Origin of the sequence: Peribacillus sp. V2I11, assembly GCF_030817135.1 — a bacterium.
In the GTDB taxonomy this organism is placed as follows: domain Bacteria; phylum Bacillota; class Bacilli; order Bacillales; family DSM-1321; genus Peribacillus; species Peribacillus simplex.
Map to the genome: position 1 here is coordinate 363,205 of NZ_JAUSYW010000002.1, position 16,958 is coordinate 380,162.

The following is a 16,958-nucleotide window of genomic DNA, read 5'->3' on the forward strand; positions in this document are numbered from 1 at the left end:
AGTGGTGAAATAAATGGGGAAGCAAATTAATTCTTATACGGACGACGAAATAGAAAAATGTATAATCACCAGGCTTCGAACCGCAGGTTGTGTTTTCGCAGAAGATGAGACCCAGTTGCTTATCTCAGAAGCAAGAACGCCAGACTCCCTCGCCGTCATGGTGGATCGACGTGTAGTAGGTTTTCCCCTCGAACACATAATTGGTTGGGCGGATTTCTGCGGTATTCGTATAGCTGTGGAACCAGGAGTCTTCGTACCCCGTCGCCGCACCGAGTTTCTCGTCCACCAGGCAGCTGCCCTCGCCATGCCAGGAGCCATCGTCGTTGATCTGTGCTGCGGCACGGGCGCGGTGGGCACCGCGCTGACCGTAGGTCTGGGATGGATAGAGTTGTATGCAATTGACATCGACCAAGCTTCTGTGCAGTGTGCACGCCGCAACGTTACTTCCGTCGGTGGTAACGTGTACGAAGGGGACCTCTATCAGCCACTGCCAACAAAACTGCGTGGCCGCGTCGACATCTTAGTCGCAAACGCACCTTACGTACCTACCGAGGCAATCAAGCTGTTACCCCAAGAAGCACGAAAACATGAGGCACGGGTGGCGCTCGACGGGGGCACAGACGGGCTGGACGTCCAGCGACGGGTCGCTTCTGAGGCGCCACTCTGGCTAGCACCCGGCGGTCATTTACTGGTCGAGACTAGCCAGCAACAGACAAAGCAGACCGTTGAAATCTTTGCTCGAAACGGGCTAACTCCACAGGTGGCAAATTGCGATGAACTGGACGCTACTGTCGTAATTGGAACCAGGCCCGCCCTCTAGAGTGAATAAAGGCAGCTAGCCCTTACCGCAAATGAGAGTGATGATTGCTTGGCACTGTGCCTCTAGAAAAAATTCCTTTGTGCAACTAACAGGTGCGTTAGCTGAAGATCGGTGCTATTGGTAATTATATATGCTTACGATGCTGTTTAAGGAGTGAGATAAAATATTAAATTTACCAAAATTTTCAGAAGTAAAGATATTAAAACTATCTGTTCATGCATTGTTAATAGGTATTTTATTAACTTTAGTTAGTTTAATTGTTAATGATGTTATTTCAATTGTTTTTCATGAAAGAATTACATTGAATTTATTTTTTATTAATTTAATTATGGTTTTGTGGGTTTTGTGGGCAATGCAAAATACAAAATATCAAAAACAATGAACTTAAGTTTAGTAAATAAAGTGTTTTTTATTCAGCTAACGGGTGCGTTAGCTGAAGATCGGAGCTGTCTTTAAGGCAGCTTTTTTTGTATGGAACTAACGGGGCAGAATAGTTGAATAACTGTTTTGATTTATCCAAATAGGGTACACTCTATTTGGATCATGTAAATGAATATACTTGAGTTACATGATCCTAATTTTTAAAAATTAGGCGTGTGCGATATAGGGTCTTTGGTTTCTTTTTTTGAATAAAACTTCAAATTGATAGCCTATACTATATATGAAAAAGAACAAAAACCATGGAATGTTTGCTTCAACCACTTCTTATAGATATTGAAAGGAGCATTATCTTGAAATTGAAAGCAGCTAAGCAAACGATCGTGGTGGACAAGAAAGTATGACAAACTGATTCGACGCTAATCGAATATGATTGTCAGTGTTCTGAAGATATCTTCGTGTGGCACCGTATTTTAGGTAATTCTTGGAATCAAATCAAAGACACACAAGTATTTGGTACGTTAAACCCAAAGCGCAGTGGAACGTTTGAATCGCCGCAACTCACTCCGGGACAGATTTACGAGGTGCGTATTTACGATCACCGGACATCACCTGGTCGACCCGGTGGAGAAACAAGATTTAAAGCAAAGTTACATGTATTTTGTCTACTAAAGGATACTGAATCCAAGTTTGATTTTGTAGACGAACTAATTAAAGTAGGTGGTACCTATCGAGAACATATTTTGGTCGCAAAACAAAATACTTTCTATTCCATTGTGGTCAGTAAAGATTCGCCCATCCCTAATCCGAACCCCGACCCTGACATTTTTAAAGGTTTTCCGAATTTTCCTGAGCAGTGGGCCACAGATGATATACTCCGTACCATTCATCATGTCACGGTGATGCCACTGGATGCGGGTAACACATATAACTACTTGATACGTCTAAGTGATGACAAGGGTAACTGGCAAGTCATTAATGGACAGTTTATAACCAAACAACGAAAAGTGACCATCGACTATGAAACGTTGTATATCAATGACGATGGTGATAATCTAAACACCGGTGAAGCATATTTTTTATTCAGAATTTTTAAGGGGGAGAAAACAGAAGTAGATAAGCTTATGATAGGTAATAAACGTACTCTTAGAACTGTCGACGACACGGCACCCCCTTGGAATCTTCATAATCTTAACCACCCTACTGTTATATTGGGACCGGAGAGCGTTAATGATGACAACAGAGTGGTTTGGATTCATTTGATGGGAGTCGAAGATGATAGCCCATTTCAAGTTGATGAAGTTGCTGCGAGCATCGGTCCAGCCATTTATTTCCCTTTTGGTCCGTCAGAGGAGGTATATGATCAACCAATCATGGTTCCTGCAACGACATATATGGGTACCTTTAATTTTTCCGTGGAGATTACACACTCAATCGAATATATTTAATCAGGTATACAAAGAAATTTGGGGGAATGACAATGAATGAGGTGTTCTTGGAACGAACACCTTTTTTACATGTTCCAGAAATCATCATAATCAACGTTTTTTCCAAGATTTGATAGCATAAAAGTAACTCGATATGTATTGTGTTACATTCTCTGTGGTGTAGCACTGATTTTGTGCTGCATGGATGGCTAACGGGTGGCGTTAGTTAAGAAAAATAAGCTAATTTGCATCCGTGTTTCTATTTTCGTTATTCCATTATAGGGCGCTTTTCTGGAGTAACGAAAAAAGTCCAATTTCTCAATTTAAATACTGAGAAATTGGGCTTTTTAATATTGTAATTTTCTTAACGTTGTAAATCCGCATTTTCCTGACGGTACCCCTTTAGAATTGCTTCTAAGGCTCGTTTCGTGAGAAAAGTCCGCCTCTTCAGCACGCATTGCGAAAACTGAAGAGCCAGACTTATCATAAGTTGAAATTATTTCACTTCTACCCAGCCGTTTTTAATAGCTAGAACAACAGCTTGTGTACGGTCGTTTACATTCATTTTTTGAAGAATGTTACTCACATGGTTTTTTACTGTTTTTTCACTGATGTATAAAGTTTCGCCGACGGCACGGTTGCTTTTTCCGTCTGCTAAAAGTTGAAGAACTTCACACTCGCGTCGAGTCAAAAGGTGAAGTGGTCTTCTGATCTCTACAGCATGCACTGAATCACGATCAGCACCCACTTCAACAGCTAAACGGCGATATTCTTTGACTAGATTATGTGTCACCTTCGGATGAAGATATGTGCCACCTTCTACGACTACACGAACAGCATCAATTAACGCATCTGCGTCCATTTCTTTCAACAGATAACCTTGTGCTCCTGTTTTCAATGCATGCTGTACATAGTTTTCATCATCATGAATCGATAAAATGATGACTTTCGTTTCAGGGTAACGGTTTACAAGCATTTTAGTCGCTTCGACACCATTCATATTCGGCATGTTGATATCCATGATAACAACATCTGGTTTGTGTGTTTCAACAAGATCCATAGCCTCGCTTCCGTCATCGCCTTCGGCAACAACATCAAAGGATGATTCAAAATCTAATATACGCTTAACGCCTTCACGGAAAAGCTGATGGTCATCGATAATGATGATACTAGTCTTCAACGGCTTCTTCCTCCTAATTTATATAAATGCCTATTCTCTAAAATCTATAAATGATAGGGAATTTTCTTTTCAGCAGCATTTACAGAAAGAATAGCATATTTTTTCGTTTTGGGGATAATCCTTTTTCTTAGCTTGATGGCGATGTGGTAGGACCCCTCTTAGCTTGATGGCGATGGGGTAGGACCCTTATTAAGCAAACGGGCCATTTAGTTGAAGATCTTATCAGATAAGTAATAATATTTAAAGGAATAATTCATTCTGATAAAGAATATTAAAAAATGTGATGATAAGGAGGCGATTGTATGGCAAATCATGTAGAAAATCTATATAACTATCATGTATGGGCAAATCAACGGATTATTGATCATCTTAAGACACTTTCTCCTGAGAAATATCAAAAGGAAATGAAAAGTGTCTTTTCTTCTGTTTCAAAGGTTTTATCTCATCTATATTTGGTGGAATATGGATGGCTTAATACCCTCGAGGGTCAGAGTATGAATGAAGCAATGCAATCTTCATTTCAAATTCAAGAAAAGATTGAGAAACTGCCCATTGAAGACTTAGAAACGGAATTTCACACTTTAACATCTCGGTTTCAATCCTTTTTGAACAGACAGGAAGATATGGAAAAGAGAATAATGTTGGATAATCCATGGGCAGGATTAAGAGAAACAAGTATATCTGAAATGGTCTTACACGTTGTGAATCATGGAACCTATCATAGAGGGAATATTTCAGCTATGTTACATCAGTTGGGTGATTCTTCAGTTATGACTGATTATGCTTTTTATTGGTATTCTGAAAATGTTATTGATTATAAATAGGCAAGAGAAGAGTAATTCATTTTTTCTTCAAAAAGGTGACGTTTGTTGAGGATCGAGAGATGTTTACACAGATCTTTCTTTGAGCTACCATGAAAATAAGTTTCTTCAAGATTTGAAAAATGACAATATTTAAGAAGACCCTGTTCAATCGTTAAATAAAAGAGGAGGGCGTTAATAAATAAGTTCTATCATTGGTTGACTGGATTAAGGTCTGTATCAATATTGACACTTCCTAACCATTTTCATTCTCTGTGGTGTAGCATTGATTTTGAGCTGCATGGATGGCTAACGGATAACTTTAATCAAACAATTGTTGATCCAAAGTAATCTCACTCTTCTACGATATTTAACATTACCAGCAAGAATAAGTTAATTGCTTCCACAATAACGGCTAATATGAGCTTCTTGTTTATTCAAGAAAAGGGCGCGTTTATTTAGGAACGCGCATTTTTCGTGTCTAGGGCCAGATAATGAAATAAAGCTTATTGAGCTGACTAGCAGGATAATAAAATACTTTTGGATAAATATGGTTTATTAAAGTATTACTAAAAAGGAAGGTTGATTCCACATGATACGAACGGAGAGTAAAAAACAGGAAATTTTAAAAGCTTACCAGTTCAGACATGCTTGCAAGGCATTTGATGTCAACAAAAAGATTTCGGATGAAGATTTTCACTTTATTTTGGAGACAGGAAGATTGTCTCCAAGTTCATACGGATTTGAGCCTTGGAAGTTTGTCGTGATCCAGAATGAAGCGCTTCGCGAAAAATTAAAATCTGTATCCGGCGGTGCCCAGGGACAACTGCCCACTGCCAGCCATTTTGTAGTTATATTGGCCAGAAGGGAAAAAGGTTTAAAGCACGACTCGGCATACGTAATCAAAATGATGAAAGACATTCATGATATGCCTGAAGAGGTTATGAAAGGTCTTTCCGGTTCCTACAAATCGTTCGTCGAAACAAAACTCGAAAATAATGACCGTCTTATTTTTGAATGGGCAAGCAAACAAACATATATAGCATTAGGAAACATGATGACAGCTGCGGCTCAAATCGGTATTGATTCCTGTCCGATGGAAGGTTTTGATAAAAAGCAGGTGAACGCTATTTTGCAAAATGAGGGTATCATTGACGGCAACGATTTCGGTGTAGCCTGTATGGTCGCTTTCGGATATCGGAAAGAGGATCCCAAACGTCCAAAAACAAGACAAAATCTCGATGAAATTGTTGAGTGGCAATAAAACTGAAGGTGATGTTTCTCAACATCAGGGACATGTTCACAAAGGCATGTCTCCTTTAATGTCATTTTGGGATAAGTCCGAGATAAGTCCAAAAATGGCCATATAAATGAAAAACTTGGAACGGAGAGCGAAAATATCCTACGTATTTTAAAGATACGCATTTAAATCGTGTTTAATAAATTGTTCCATTAAAGGGCGCTTTAATGAAGTAACTAAAGCCTAATTTCTCGGTGTTAAAAACGAAAAATTAGGCTTTTTTTTATATATTTAGATGATTTCCTTACCGTTGTAAACCCGTATTTTCCTGATATTACTCTCTTAACGTAGGGAAAACCGGCTTTTTTCATTCCAAAATTCTCTTAGCGTATGTTTTCCGCGTTTTGTTGGTAGGACCCCGTATAATACATTTGTTATCACCCATGGTAGTTTGCGTATAAAATGTATGGCGAATCAATGTGAAAATATGGTTATTCTGAATAAACAGCAGAGTGTTTTAGATAGCTTATCAACTCCTTAAATTCCTTTTCTACGGTCAGTCAGACATTTATCGTTGACAAGGTCATGTGTAGCAAATATACCAAGAAAAGAGGAAAATGATATGAGAAAGAAGAAACATTACCGTGAATCCTTAAGCTGGAGTGGATCAATAGGAATGTTAGCTCTGCTTATGCGGAGCTTTTCTTAATTAGAGTAAATATAGTTGAGGGTGTGTAAAAACATATGTTAAGTGGAAGGGAAGTCCAAGAACAATTTAAAAAAGAAGTTGCTGATTTTCTGGCAGACCTTGAACATGAAAATGAATTACAAGCAATATTGCGTGGTCATCTTTATATTGAAAATGAACTAGTTAAATTATTGAAAGGTGTTTTGGTCGAGCCTACATACGTTTTAAGTAATAACTTTGGTTTTATGAATAAACTTAGTTTGGCTGTAGGGTTAGGTTTGATTACTAAAGATGCTTTTGACGTTTATAGAAGGTTTAATACGATTAGGAATAACTATGCTCACAAATTGTCTTATAAAGTTACAGAAGCTGATTTAAATTCGATTAAACAATTGATTCGAGGGGAAATAGAGCGAGATTTTAACTTATGGATATTTGAACAAAGTAGCATTTATGCAAATGAAAAAGATGTACTAATACAATTAAGGATAGTTATAGCTTTTCTTTGGTCTTATATAGGGATATTAGTTTATGAAAAGGAAATGAAAAAACATCGTACTTATCTTATAGGGATATTTAAAGAATTGAATCTTTTGGTAGCCGAGTGTAAAAAGGAAGGTAATATGAGTCAAGAAGTTAAAAGCAGAGGTTTAGAGTTACTTAAAATATTTGATGGAATTTATTCATCTGATTATGATCAACTTATACCAGAATTGGGTGTTATAAAAGAGTTTTTTAATCGATAAAAGAACCTCTATCTGAAAGAGAAGTTCCAGAAAGCAATTTATAGATTAAAAGGGTTGGCCGGGGGGCCACGGGTTCCGTTTTGCTGGTCAATCGGCTGGACGTCAGCTGCTTATTTATTGGATATTCCGGACGTCTACTGGTTAATTAGTTGGTAAATTCCCCCTTGTTTTGGGGTGTGAAGGCGTGGGCGGTCTTATTGGTGTATCTGTATAAAGATTAAAAAGAAACGCCAGGCGCGGAAGCACAGGCGGTTTGTCGGGTACGATTGGCAGAGCAAGCCGGATATCTTAATCCTCGTTTTGGGTATGTTCGGCTTGGCGATAGACACAAACCCGACAAAATTCGTAAGGCAAGGGTAAAGGGTGGAGATTTTTTGAGTGATTTTCTCTAAAAAATACTACCCGGCCCTTTCCTGGAGAATAGCCATTACGTTTTGTCACTTTAACCGGGGTTTTTATGCACGTGTTGTAGTTGGGTAGTATTTTTTTCTTTTAAGGGGGATTATATGAGTTTAGGAAAATATTGCTTGTATTGTCAAAGAAGATTGCCACAGATTGAATGGTTAAAACCTCTTTATAGTTGGACCAATGGTGAGCTCGAAGGATATTTTTGTGAACAGCATTATTATCAGGTAAAAGCTTTCAATGACCGTCAAAAGAAAGCATATGAAGATTACAATAAAACAAGGGGGAATAAGGATGGTGGAATTAATTAATTATTTTAAAAATGATTTTTTGAAGGATATTGGAGGGCTTGCCTTATTGGTCACGGTTTTAGTCTACCTATCTCGATTAATGGCACAACAAGTTTTTAAAAAAAATATGGAAGACTATAAAAAAGGAATATCCAAAGAGATGGCGGACTATCAAAAAGAAATAACCAAAGAAACGGCAGACCATCAAAAAGAAATATCCAGAGATCTAGAAAATCTAAAATACCAACAACAAAAAAACTTTAAAGACTTTGAGTTATTTACTTCAAAAAAACACGAAAAGTATCCGGAAATGTATTTTCATTTAGAAACTGCCTATAGTTATATTTTTGATCTACAGCAAAAAATTGAAACTGGTCGGTCTTATCCGTTTGAAAAACTAAACGAAGAAGATTTAAATTTATATATTGATAATGATTTAAAGCTGATGAGTTCCGACAAACAAAGGATTTTAGAAAAATGGAGAGACAATAAACCAGCTGCAATCGATGAAATTAGGAAGATTGATAAAAATGCACAATACGAAATAGCATTCGAAAAATGGACCGAGGCAAGTAATTACTATATTTGTAATCAACTTTATTTCACGGATGTTGTTAGTAATGCATGTAATGTCATGCGTAATAACCTACATGAATATTTCAAACTTTTAGGGACTAACGATCTTAGAGGTACTGAAATGAACGAGTTAGATTCATATGCATCTAATCTTAACCAACAAATGTTTAAAGAAGATGTTCTTCCTAATAATCGCATTTCAGTAAGAACTGAAATGCAAAAGGAACTTAGAATAGGTAATACTTAACCTCGTTAGAATATATGATTCAAAAGAAAAACCCCGGTGACTAGGCGGGGGTTATGGTTTTATCTAGTGAGGTAATTATTGTATAATAAGGGTATGACTAACTATTCAGAGTTGGTCAGCCCCCTTTTTTTCTGACATATAAAAAGAGCTTAGGGCTTTCTTTCTCACTTTCCGAAAAGTCGAGAAAGGAAGCCTTTTTTTTCTGCTTTAATTGCTTCTATTTCCTCTTTAGCAGCAGCCACTTCTTTTAATTGTAGTATCGCTTTTAAAGTTCTTTACCCGGCCATCAATTTCAACGATAGCACTTTTTCTTAAAAGCAATCAATAATTCCTTGTACCATTTATTTCATCGTCTTTACAGTAGTTTTCTTACCTGTAGAAGTAAAAATAATGTTTCTTGATTTATCTCTACTATATGTTTTAGCTTTTACTGAATTTAATCGTTTACAACAGTAGAAGCAGGTGCCTGTATCCATTTTTTTTCACGCTGATTACAGCGTATTTAGTTTTTGCTTTATTAATAAAGGCTGAACTTGATGATGTATTTGCTCCATGATGGTATTGTAAAAGGTTCTGACGGATTCTCATTCATGGAACGACCATATTTACCTGTCTTTTATTTAATAGAATGGCTTCTTACTTTTTTTAATTAAAAAACTCTTACAAAAGTTACATAAGCTATAAAGTTTTTTGAAAATCACTTAAATTTAATATATTAAATAATAGGAGGTCATAATATGGAACCCGCAAAAAAATTGAAACCGCTTTCTTATATAGAAGAAAAAGGTGATAACCAAAGCTTTTTGTCAAAACTTAAAGAGTTGAAAGTAGGAGTTATTCCGCTACCTCTGTATATAGCCTTAACACTTGTTATTTATGGTGCATCAGTATATAATCAGCTTCCGCCTGATATGATTGGTGGTTTTGCCGTTATCATGGTTATGGGAATTTTACTTGGAGATATAGGATTGAAAATTCCTATAGTGAAAGATATTGGTGGCCCAGCGATTTTAGCGCTCTTAATACCGTCTATTATGGTATTTTATAATTTGGTTAATCCGGCTTCAATGGAAGCGGTAACAACTTTGATGAAAACATCTAACTTCCTTTACCTTTATATTTCTTGTTTAGTTGCAGGCAGTATTCTTGGTATGAACCGTCAAGTATTATTACAAGGATTTACACGTATGTTTGTTCCACTCGTCGTAGGAACGCTGGCTTCTGTCGTAGCGGGAGTTTTAGTAGGTTCATTGTTTGGATATGATATGAAACATACATTCTTCTATATTGTCGTACCCATTATTGGTGGAGGAATTGGAGAAGGAATCTTACCGCTTTCCCTGGCATACTCTCAAATTTTAGGTGCATCTGCTGAAACATTTGTATCCCAAATGATTCCGGCAGCTGTAATCGGAAATATCGTAGCGATTATTTGTGCCGGTTTAATGAAACGTTTAGGGGAGAAAAAACCGGAGCTTACTGGTAATGGTGTACTAGTGAAAACGAAAGGTGGCGACGGGATTACACAAGAAACAAATATTAATAAACCTGTCGATTTTTCACTAATGGGTGCCGGATTATTGATTGCCTGCGGTTTCTTCATCTTCGGTAGCCTAGCGCATAAATTTCTTGGCATTCCAGGTCCTGTACTAATGATTGTAGCTGCAACACTTGTCAAATGTTTGAAATTGATGCCTGCAAAAATGGAACAAGGCGCCTATCATTTATACAAATTTATTTCTACAAGTTTAACATGGCCACTCATGGTTGGATTAGGTATGCTCTACATCCCATTAGAAGATGTAGTCAAAATTATAACTCCTGCCTATGTTGTAGTTTGTTCTGTAGTTGTTATAACGATGGTAGGGACCGGGTATATTGTTGGGAAATTTATGAATATGTATCCAGTTGATTCAGCGATTGTAACAGGCTGTCACAGCGGTTTAGGAGGAACAGGCGATGTAGCCATTTTATCAGCCTCTAACCGTATGTCATTAATGCCGTTTGCGCAAGTTTCAACAAGACTTGGCGGTGCTGCCACTGTTATATTAGCAACACTCTTAATGAAATTATTAAGTTAAAAACTATATTAAAACTAGTGTAAACGGATGATAAACTAAGCTGTTTAAGTCAAATGCGCCGACATATCTAGTTAAAATAACTCTATTATTCACAAAAGGGAGAGATACTATGTCAACCTTACGTGATAAAGCATTAATGATGCATAAGGGGAATTAAGGAAAACTCGGTGTCCATTCTAAGGTTTAGGTACGTGATGCAAACGATTTATGTCTTGCTTATTCCCAGGTGTGGCCTTGCTTAGACATTCACGAGGACGAGAGCAAAGTATATGATTAAACCATAAAAGGGAATCCCATTGCTGTTGTCACAGACAGAAAAGCTGTAAACGGGTCTTAGAAATATCGGTCCGAAAGCTACCCTGCCAGTCATGGAAGGAAAGGCATTGTTATTTATAAATCATTTGCCGTTATGGATGCATTTCCTAATTGCTTAGGTACAATAGATCCGGATGAAATTGTAGAGGTTGTCAATTGTTAGAGTCAACTTGGTGGAGTGAATTTAGAAGACATCGCAGCACCTCAATTTTTTAAATTGAAGGCCGTTTACAAAAAACTTGCGATATTTCTATTTTTCATGATGACCAACGTGGTACGGCCATTGCACTGCTGCCGGGTAATAAATGCTCTAAAACTGTCGAACAAAAAAATAGAAGATATTCGTGTTGCCGTCAACGGTGCTGGTGCCGCAAGCGTGGCGATTATCAAGCTGTTCTTCATATGGGTGTAAAAGATGTTATTTTATGTGATACAAAAGGAATCATATATGAAGACCGTACAATCGGCATGAATACTTTCAAAGAAGAAATGACTCGCATTACAAATAAAGCACAAAAATATGTTAAATTATCAGATGCTCTTGTTGGAGCTGATATATCAGCTCCAGGTGTTTTTACGAAAGAAGTGGTGTGTTCTATGAGGATCCAATTATTTTTTCCATGGCCAATCCCGTTCCGGAGATTTTGCCTTCAGAGGCAAAAAACGCGGGAGTACTCGTAGTAGGAACCGGACGCTCTGATTTCCCAAATCAGGTAAATAACGTCTGCGCATTCCTTGGCATTTTCCGTGGTGCTTTAGACGTTCCTTCGAAAGTAATCCATTAGGAAATGAAACTTCTGCCGTTTATGCAATTGCTGGATTGATTTCAGATGAAGACCTTTACGCGGATTATGTGATTCCAGATCCGTTTGACCGCTCAATGGAAACCTGTTTTTTTATAAAATATGTCAATGCAGAAGAAATCAAATAGCGCCAATTAGCATTAGCAGACGAAAAACAATCTGTTTTTGTATAAATCTAGCTCGACTAAAAAGAAAACTCATCAAATGCTTTAATTGTGCAGTAAAGCCTATATCACCATGTTGTGAGCCGACATACAGTTTTTTTTAACTTGGACATTCGAATTCCATTAGTCTAAAAAGGATGTGAAGTTAGTATGTCCAGCAAAATTTGTTTAAATAGAAGTTGTTCAAATATCGATGTAAGCGTTCACTAATTTCTGATGTATAAAGTAAAAAGTCATTAATTCAAACCATAAAGCGGACCCTTCCCGTCATTTTTTATAACTAGCCAATTATTTTAAGTGTATTTTTTCATAAAAACCACTAGTAAGAAAGGAGAGAAGTAGATGTTCTTAAAAGAATTATCAAAAAATTGCTTAATGACCATTACCTATTATCAGAATGAATCGTTACAAATATGCAAGGGCCGTATTTGTAACCTTGATCTACATCAACAAACCCTTTCTTTAAAAGTTGAACAGCAAAAGGTTTTGACCATTCGTTTATCCGGTATTAAGGAAATTCATGAATCGCTTTAATTCTGTTGCAAATTTTAATGCGTAGAAATAAAATGATTTTTTTAGAATGATTAACTAAACAATCAACTCAATAATCCCTAAATGGTTAAGAGGGAAATGAAAAAGTCGATTTAAAGTAAAAAGAGGCAAATCATCTGCCGTATGCAGATGATTCGGCTCTTTTTATTTTTTACTTAGTCATAGGACTTATAAATCTTTAGCTTTTAAAACTTTTATTATTTTGCTGGTGAGTATACTAGTATGATTGGAGCTAAAGGCCACTTAGGTATGGTAAATAAAAAAATTTTCTTCAGGATTATGTAAATACTAGTAAATGATAGCTAAGAAAGGATACAGTGTTATAAAATTTAGGGTTCCAAGAGAGTTTGGGGGAGAGAAATTATGAAAGGAAGAAAATGGAGCCTACAAGCGACTATTACGATATTGGTTTGTAGTGTCGTAGCTCTTTCTTTGCTCGTGACTGATTTACTAATCAGTAGAACTATAGCGGCGAGCATAGAAAAGGATCAGGAAGAAAAAGCAACCAATGTGGCGCGTATGGTAGCACATTCACAACTTGTAACGGAAACTTTAGGTAAACAAGAAAAGGAAAGTTCTATCCAAGAGTTTGCAGAGGAAACCCGTCGTCTTACTAATGTACAATTTATTGTAGTGATGGATATGAATAAAATTCGTAAGTCGCATCCCGATCCTGCCAAGATAGGAAAGCAATTCGTCGGCGGGGATGAGGCGATTGCCTTACAGGGAAAAGATCTTATTTCTGTTTCAAAAGGTACTTTAGGGACATCGCTTCGTTCCCTAACACCAATTTTTGACCGCAAGGGTAAGCAGTTAGGCGTAGTAGCGGTAGGTATTTCTTTAAATGACGTTCAAAAAGCAGTAAGTCAAGGTCGAAAAAATATCTATACGGGAACCTTATTTGGAATAGCAGCGGGTATTTTAGGTGCTGTACTATTGGCAAGGTATGTCAGGAGAATTCTTTTTGGACTGGAGCCCTTTGCTATAGCTAAGTTATTTCAAGAGCGAGATGCTATCTTGCAATCAGTAAGGGAGGGAATTATAGCTGTTGACCAGGAGTCCCGGATTACACTGGTAAACAAAACGGCTTTACGTCTATTCCATAAGGCAGGGTTAACTCAAGACCCGTTGGGAATGAAACTGGAAGAGTACTTGTCGAACTCAAGACTGGGCTGGATATTGGAGACTGGGAAAACAGAGTTAGACGAAGAGATGGTTTTAAACGGTATTACCTTGGTTGTAAACCGTGTGCCGGTTTTTTTAAATGACAATATAGTGGGAGCAGTTTCGACATTTCGTGATAAAACAGAAATTCAACAGCTGGCTGAACAATTGACTGGGGTACGTTCGTATGCAGAGGCACTCCGTGCTCAATCTCATGAGTTTATGAATAAACTGCATGTTATTTTAGGAATGTCACATATGGGTTATCATGATCAAATGACAAATTATATAAAGGAATTGGTAAATCATCGAAACAATGAAATTGATGCTATATCCAGAAATATTAAAGATCCTGTACTGGCAGGATTTCTGATAGGAAAATTAAGTTATGCGCGTGAAGCCGATGCGGAGTTACATATATCGAGCGAACGTCAAGTGCCTGAGCCGCTTCATTCTTATATGTCTCACGAGCTAATTACAATATTGGGGAATTTAATCGACAATGCTCTAGAAGCACTATCTAGCGGTCCTTGTAAGCAAATAGAAGTGCATTTCGATTACGGAGATGATATCTTAACAATTGAAGTAAAGGACACCGGAGTCGGGATAGAAAAGGAAACGCAAGATTATATGTTTGAAAGAGGGTTTTCTACTAAGGGAGAAGAAAGGGGATTAGGACTCTTTTTAGTCAGTCAAAGCCTGGAAAGGCTTGGTGGAGAAATAGAAATCTCCTCAAAGCCATCTCAAGGAACGAGATTTGTTGTTTATATACCATATGATTGCAAGGGTGATACAGAATGATACGTGTGCTCATCGTAGAGGACGATCTGATGGTAGCGGAGTTTAACAAACGCTATCTGGAGCAAGTAGAAGGATTTCAGCTATTGTCTGTTGTTTCTTCTGTAAATGCAGCTTTAAATATATTGGAGAAACAGACAGTCGATTTAATTTTACTAGATATCTTTATACCTGGGATGACTGGATTGGATTTGTTGTTGCATATTCGGGAAACAGGGAAGAAAGTAGATGTAATTTTTATTACAGCTGCTTCGGATATGAATAGGATTCAAACAGCACTGCGGTACGGAGCAGTTGATTACTTGATTAAGCCCTTTGAATTTGACCGATTTAATGAAGCTTTATCAGCCTATCGAGAGAAATTCATGTTTATGAAAAATCAGCATGTATTAAGTCAGAAGGAGTTAGACAAGCAAATCCTTCACAAGAAACCAAGAGCAATGGTAGAAGAACTGCCGAAAGGATTGACACAAGGTACGTTACAAATAATATGGGAAACAGCACAAAGCATGGGTGGGTCTCCGTTTTCAACTGAAGATATCGCAGGCCGTGTTGGCATCTCAAGAGTATCGGTAAGAAAATACTTAAAATTTTTGAGCGATATAGATGCTCTTTATGTTCAAGTTCATTATGGAACTATTGGGAGACCAATTTACCAATATAAGTTTAATAATGCAAAAGAAAATATAATTAAAAAATTTCTTTAAGCGGTCAATATTGGCCGCTTACTTATTTAAGTTAAAATTAGTGATATTTTTATTGATGTATCAGGGTACCAAACGGACTCATTTAATATACGGGGATCAGGGGTTACGATTAACTTGATCAATTTCATCAAGAGATATAGTGGTTTTGTATTATCACCTTTATTACTCGCTTCAAAGCACTTGCCAACAAAACCATTCCCGACAAGTGATTTAGCTAAATACGGAATAATCAAACCGACAAACGCAACAATTACCGCTAATGAACCACCCGCAACGCGAGGTTTAGACCGTAAAAAGCTTTCTTGAAGAAGTGCTTTTCAGCCTTAGAATCTATTATAAGTATTAAATCCGGAAAATAATAACGTCCTTCATTTAAGAGATAGAGATGATCATCGCTATAGTTTACATAATACTGATTATTTACAGTCAATAACTATTATTTCCACCTACAAAAAAGGATAGAGCCTATAGGCTTCTATCCCTTTTTGTTCTATGGTTTAACTAAATATAAATAGAAGAAACTCGTCAAAAAGAGCCTTTGCTTCAGTTGAGCAAAGGCTTCTTTATATTCTAAAAAATTTATCGTTCTCTGATAATTCAATAATTTTAGCTTCTTCGATTAAACCTTGGTCAATACTTGACACTCTTTCTCTTAAAATAGGGACTATGTATTGTCCTTTTATATCTTTTGATAATTTAAAAATAGTATCAAGTTGGTTAATAAGTAATATAATGAGGCTTTTACGCATATAAAGAAAAAACACTATCCAGATTCTTTAATTAAAATTCAAAGCATAAACAATCAATGATCTCTTAATAGTCCATACAGCAAATCCATACTCCGCTTGTGCTTTTATTGTGAGAATTAAGAAAAATGATAGGTAGAAGGTGACAAACATGGAAGCAATCGTCCTAGCTGCTGGATATTCCAGCCGAGCGAATGCATTTAAAATGACTTTGCCGATGGGGCAAATGAGCGTGTTGGAGCAAACGATCTCTAAATTTGAAGGATTATGCAGCAGGGTCATCGTCGTAGCTGGGTTTCAAGCGGAAATCATCCAAGAGGAAATTGCCAAAATCATCAGTAAAAATGCCTATTCATTTCAGATCAAGTTTGTTTATAATGAAAACTTTAACCAGGGAATGTTTCATTCCATTCAAAAGGGCTGCAACGAAGTAAATGCCCCAAACTTCTTTATAACACCCGGAGATTGTCCGCTTGTTAAAAAAGAGACTGTTCAGCTACTAGCAAAACACAAAGGAAACGTGGTTATTCCCAGCTTTGACTATAAAGGCGGCCATCCCATTAAATTATCAAGCGAAGTGAAACGGAAAATTCTCGAAACCAATCCAGAAAGTAATTTGCGTGTGGTCCTGGGCGGTTACGAAAAGCAATACATGGATGTAGATGATGCGGGAGTATTAATGGATGTTGATACACCGGAGGATTACCAAAAAGCCATTGATAATGATAAAGCTTTAAATTTCTCGAAGTAAAAATATAATTAAAAACTACGAAAATCTTGAATAGAAATGAATCATAAAAGATCATTCTCATTGATAAAATCGTAGGAAGA

The 16,958-nt window shown here is 37.0% G+C and carries 14 protein-coding genes and 1 pseudogene; 14 read left to right on the forward strand and 1 reads right to left on the reverse strand.

The features are described 5' to 3' along the window. The first annotated feature begins 13 nt into the window (after nt 1-13). Both QFZ73_RS28415 and QFZ73_RS28420 read left to right on the forward strand, forming a co-directional pair. Nucleotides 14-820, forward strand: a complete 807-nt coding sequence (locus QFZ73_RS28415) for a putative protein N(5)-glutamine methyltransferase (protein WP_307274064.1) — start codon at nt 14-16, stop codon at nt 818-820. A gap of 836 nt (nt 821-1,656) precedes the next feature. Beyond that, nucleotides 1,657-2,646 (forward strand): hypothetical protein, encoded by a 990-nt coding sequence (locus QFZ73_RS28420; RefSeq protein ID WP_307274067.1) that lies wholly within the window; start codon nt 1,657-1,659, stop codon nt 2,644-2,646. Between the two features lie 475 nt (nt 2,647-3,121). Here QFZ73_RS28420 and QFZ73_RS28425 read toward each other — a convergent pair whose 3' ends face one another. Then, nucleotides 3,122-3,805, reverse strand: a complete 684-nt coding sequence (locus QFZ73_RS28425) for a response regulator transcription factor (RefSeq protein WP_307274069.1) — start codon at nt 3,803-3,805, stop codon at nt 3,122-3,124. A 302-nt stretch (nt 3,806-4,107) separates the two neighbouring features. On the opposite strand from QFZ73_RS28425, the gene QFZ73_RS28430 reads away from it, so the two are divergent. The 12 genes and pseudogenes from QFZ73_RS28430 to QFZ73_RS28485 all read left to right on the forward strand — a co-directional run bounded on the left by QFZ73_RS28430 (nt 4,108) and on the right by QFZ73_RS28485 (nt 16,878). Further along, the gene (locus QFZ73_RS28430; protein WP_307274072.1) at nt 4,108-4,629 is read left to right on the forward strand and encodes a DinB family protein; all 522 of its coding nucleotides are present in this window, start codon (nt 4,108-4,110) and stop codon (nt 4,627-4,629) included. Nucleotides 4,630-5,197: 568 nt separating this feature from the next. Then, nucleotides 5,198-5,869: an NAD(P)H-dependent oxidoreductase gene (locus tag QFZ73_RS28435; RefSeq protein ID WP_307274075.1), complete on the forward strand. Its 672-nt coding sequence runs from the start codon at nt 5,198-5,200 to the stop codon at nt 5,867-5,869. A gap of 720 nt (nt 5,870-6,589) precedes the next feature. Next, nucleotides 6,590-7,279 (forward strand): hypothetical protein, encoded by a 690-nt coding sequence (locus QFZ73_RS28440; protein ID WP_307274078.1) that lies wholly within the window; start codon nt 6,590-6,592, stop codon nt 7,277-7,279. Nucleotides 7,280-7,785: 506 nt separating this feature from the next. Next, a complete protein-coding gene (locus QFZ73_RS28445; RefSeq protein ID WP_307274082.1) occupies nt 7,786-7,995 on the forward strand; it encodes a hypothetical protein in 210 nt (69 codons plus the stop codon). Further along, nucleotides 7,979-8,797, forward strand: coding sequence for a hypothetical protein (locus QFZ73_RS28450; RefSeq protein WP_307274085.1), 819 nt, complete (start codon nt 7,979-7,981; stop codon nt 8,795-8,797). The genes QFZ73_RS28445 and QFZ73_RS28450 overlap by 17 nt, the downstream gene beginning before the upstream one ends. 737 nt (nt 8,798-9,534) lie before the next feature. Beyond that, the gene (locus QFZ73_RS28455; protein ID WP_307274087.1) at nt 9,535-10,878 is read left to right on the forward strand and encodes a 2-hydroxycarboxylate transporter family protein; all 1,344 of its coding nucleotides are present in this window, start codon (nt 9,535-9,537) and stop codon (nt 10,876-10,878) included. 109 nt (nt 10,879-10,987) lie between these two features. Beyond that, nucleotides 10,988-12,067: pseudogene (locus tag QFZ73_RS28460) on the forward strand (NAD(P)-dependent malic enzyme); the annotation flags it as partial. A 435-nt stretch (nt 12,068-12,502) separates the two neighbouring features. Next, the gene (locus tag QFZ73_RS28465) at nt 12,503-12,694 is read left to right on the forward strand and encodes a YolD-like family protein (RefSeq protein WP_061463718.1); all 192 of its coding nucleotides are present in this window, start codon (nt 12,503-12,505) and stop codon (nt 12,692-12,694) included. 381 nt (nt 12,695-13,075) lie between these two features. Next, on the forward strand, nt 13,076-14,677 hold the full coding sequence (gene dcuS / locus QFZ73_RS28470; RefSeq protein ID WP_307274094.1) for a DcuS/MalK family sensor histidine kinase: 1,602 nt from the start codon (nt 13,076-13,078) through the stop codon (nt 14,675-14,677). Further along, nucleotides 14,674-15,381: a response regulator gene (locus QFZ73_RS28475; protein ID WP_307274097.1), complete on the forward strand. Its 708-nt coding sequence runs from the start codon at nt 14,674-14,676 to the stop codon at nt 15,379-15,381. Before dcuS ends, QFZ73_RS28475 begins: the two co-directional genes overlap by 4 nt. A gap of 114 nt (nt 15,382-15,495) precedes the next feature. After that, on the forward strand, nt 15,496-15,687 hold the full coding sequence (locus QFZ73_RS28480) for a hypothetical protein (RefSeq protein WP_307274100.1): 192 nt from the start codon (nt 15,496-15,498) through the stop codon (nt 15,685-15,687). Nucleotides 15,688-16,278: 591 nt separating this feature from the next. Further along, nucleotides 16,279-16,878, forward strand: coding sequence for a nucleotidyltransferase family protein (locus QFZ73_RS28485; RefSeq protein ID WP_307274103.1), 600 nt, complete (start codon nt 16,279-16,281; stop codon nt 16,876-16,878). The last annotated feature ends 80 nt before the right edge of the window (nt 16,879-16,958 follow it).

Coding starts and splice junctions, on each gene's coding strand:
- QFZ73_RS28485 (WP_307274103.1), top strand. CDS start 16,279: ATGGAAGCAATCGTCCTAGCTGCTGGATATTCCAGCCGAGCGAATGCA.
- QFZ73_RS28440 (WP_307274078.1), top strand. CDS start 6,590: ATGTTAAGTGGAAGGGAAGTCCAAGAACAATTTAAAAAAGAAGTTGCT.
- QFZ73_RS28475 (WP_307274097.1), top strand. CDS start 14,674: ATGATACGTGTGCTCATCGTAGAGGACGATCTGATGGTAGCGGAGTTT.
- QFZ73_RS28415 (WP_307274064.1), top strand. CDS start 14: ATGGGGAAGCAAATTAATTCTTATACGGACGACGAAATAGAAAAATGT.
- QFZ73_RS28455 (WP_307274087.1), top strand. CDS start 9,535: ATGGAACCCGCAAAAAAATTGAAACCGCTTTCTTATATAGAAGAAAAA.
- dcuS (WP_307274094.1), top strand. CDS start 13,076: ATGAAAGGAAGAAAATGGAGCCTACAAGCGACTATTACGATATTGGTT.
- QFZ73_RS28450 (WP_307274085.1), top strand. CDS start 7,979: ATGGTGGAATTAATTAATTATTTTAAAAATGATTTTTTGAAGGATATT.
- QFZ73_RS28465 (WP_061463718.1), top strand. CDS start 12,503: ATGTTCTTAAAAGAATTATCAAAAAATTGCTTAATGACCATTACCTAT.
- QFZ73_RS28430 (WP_307274072.1), top strand. CDS start 4,108: ATGGCAAATCATGTAGAAAATCTATATAACTATCATGTATGGGCAAAT.
- QFZ73_RS28445 (WP_307274082.1), top strand. CDS start 7,786: ATGAGTTTAGGAAAATATTGCTTGTATTGTCAAAGAAGATTGCCACAG.
- QFZ73_RS28435 (WP_307274075.1), top strand. CDS start 5,198: ATGATACGAACGGAGAGTAAAAAACAGGAAATTTTAAAAGCTTACCAG.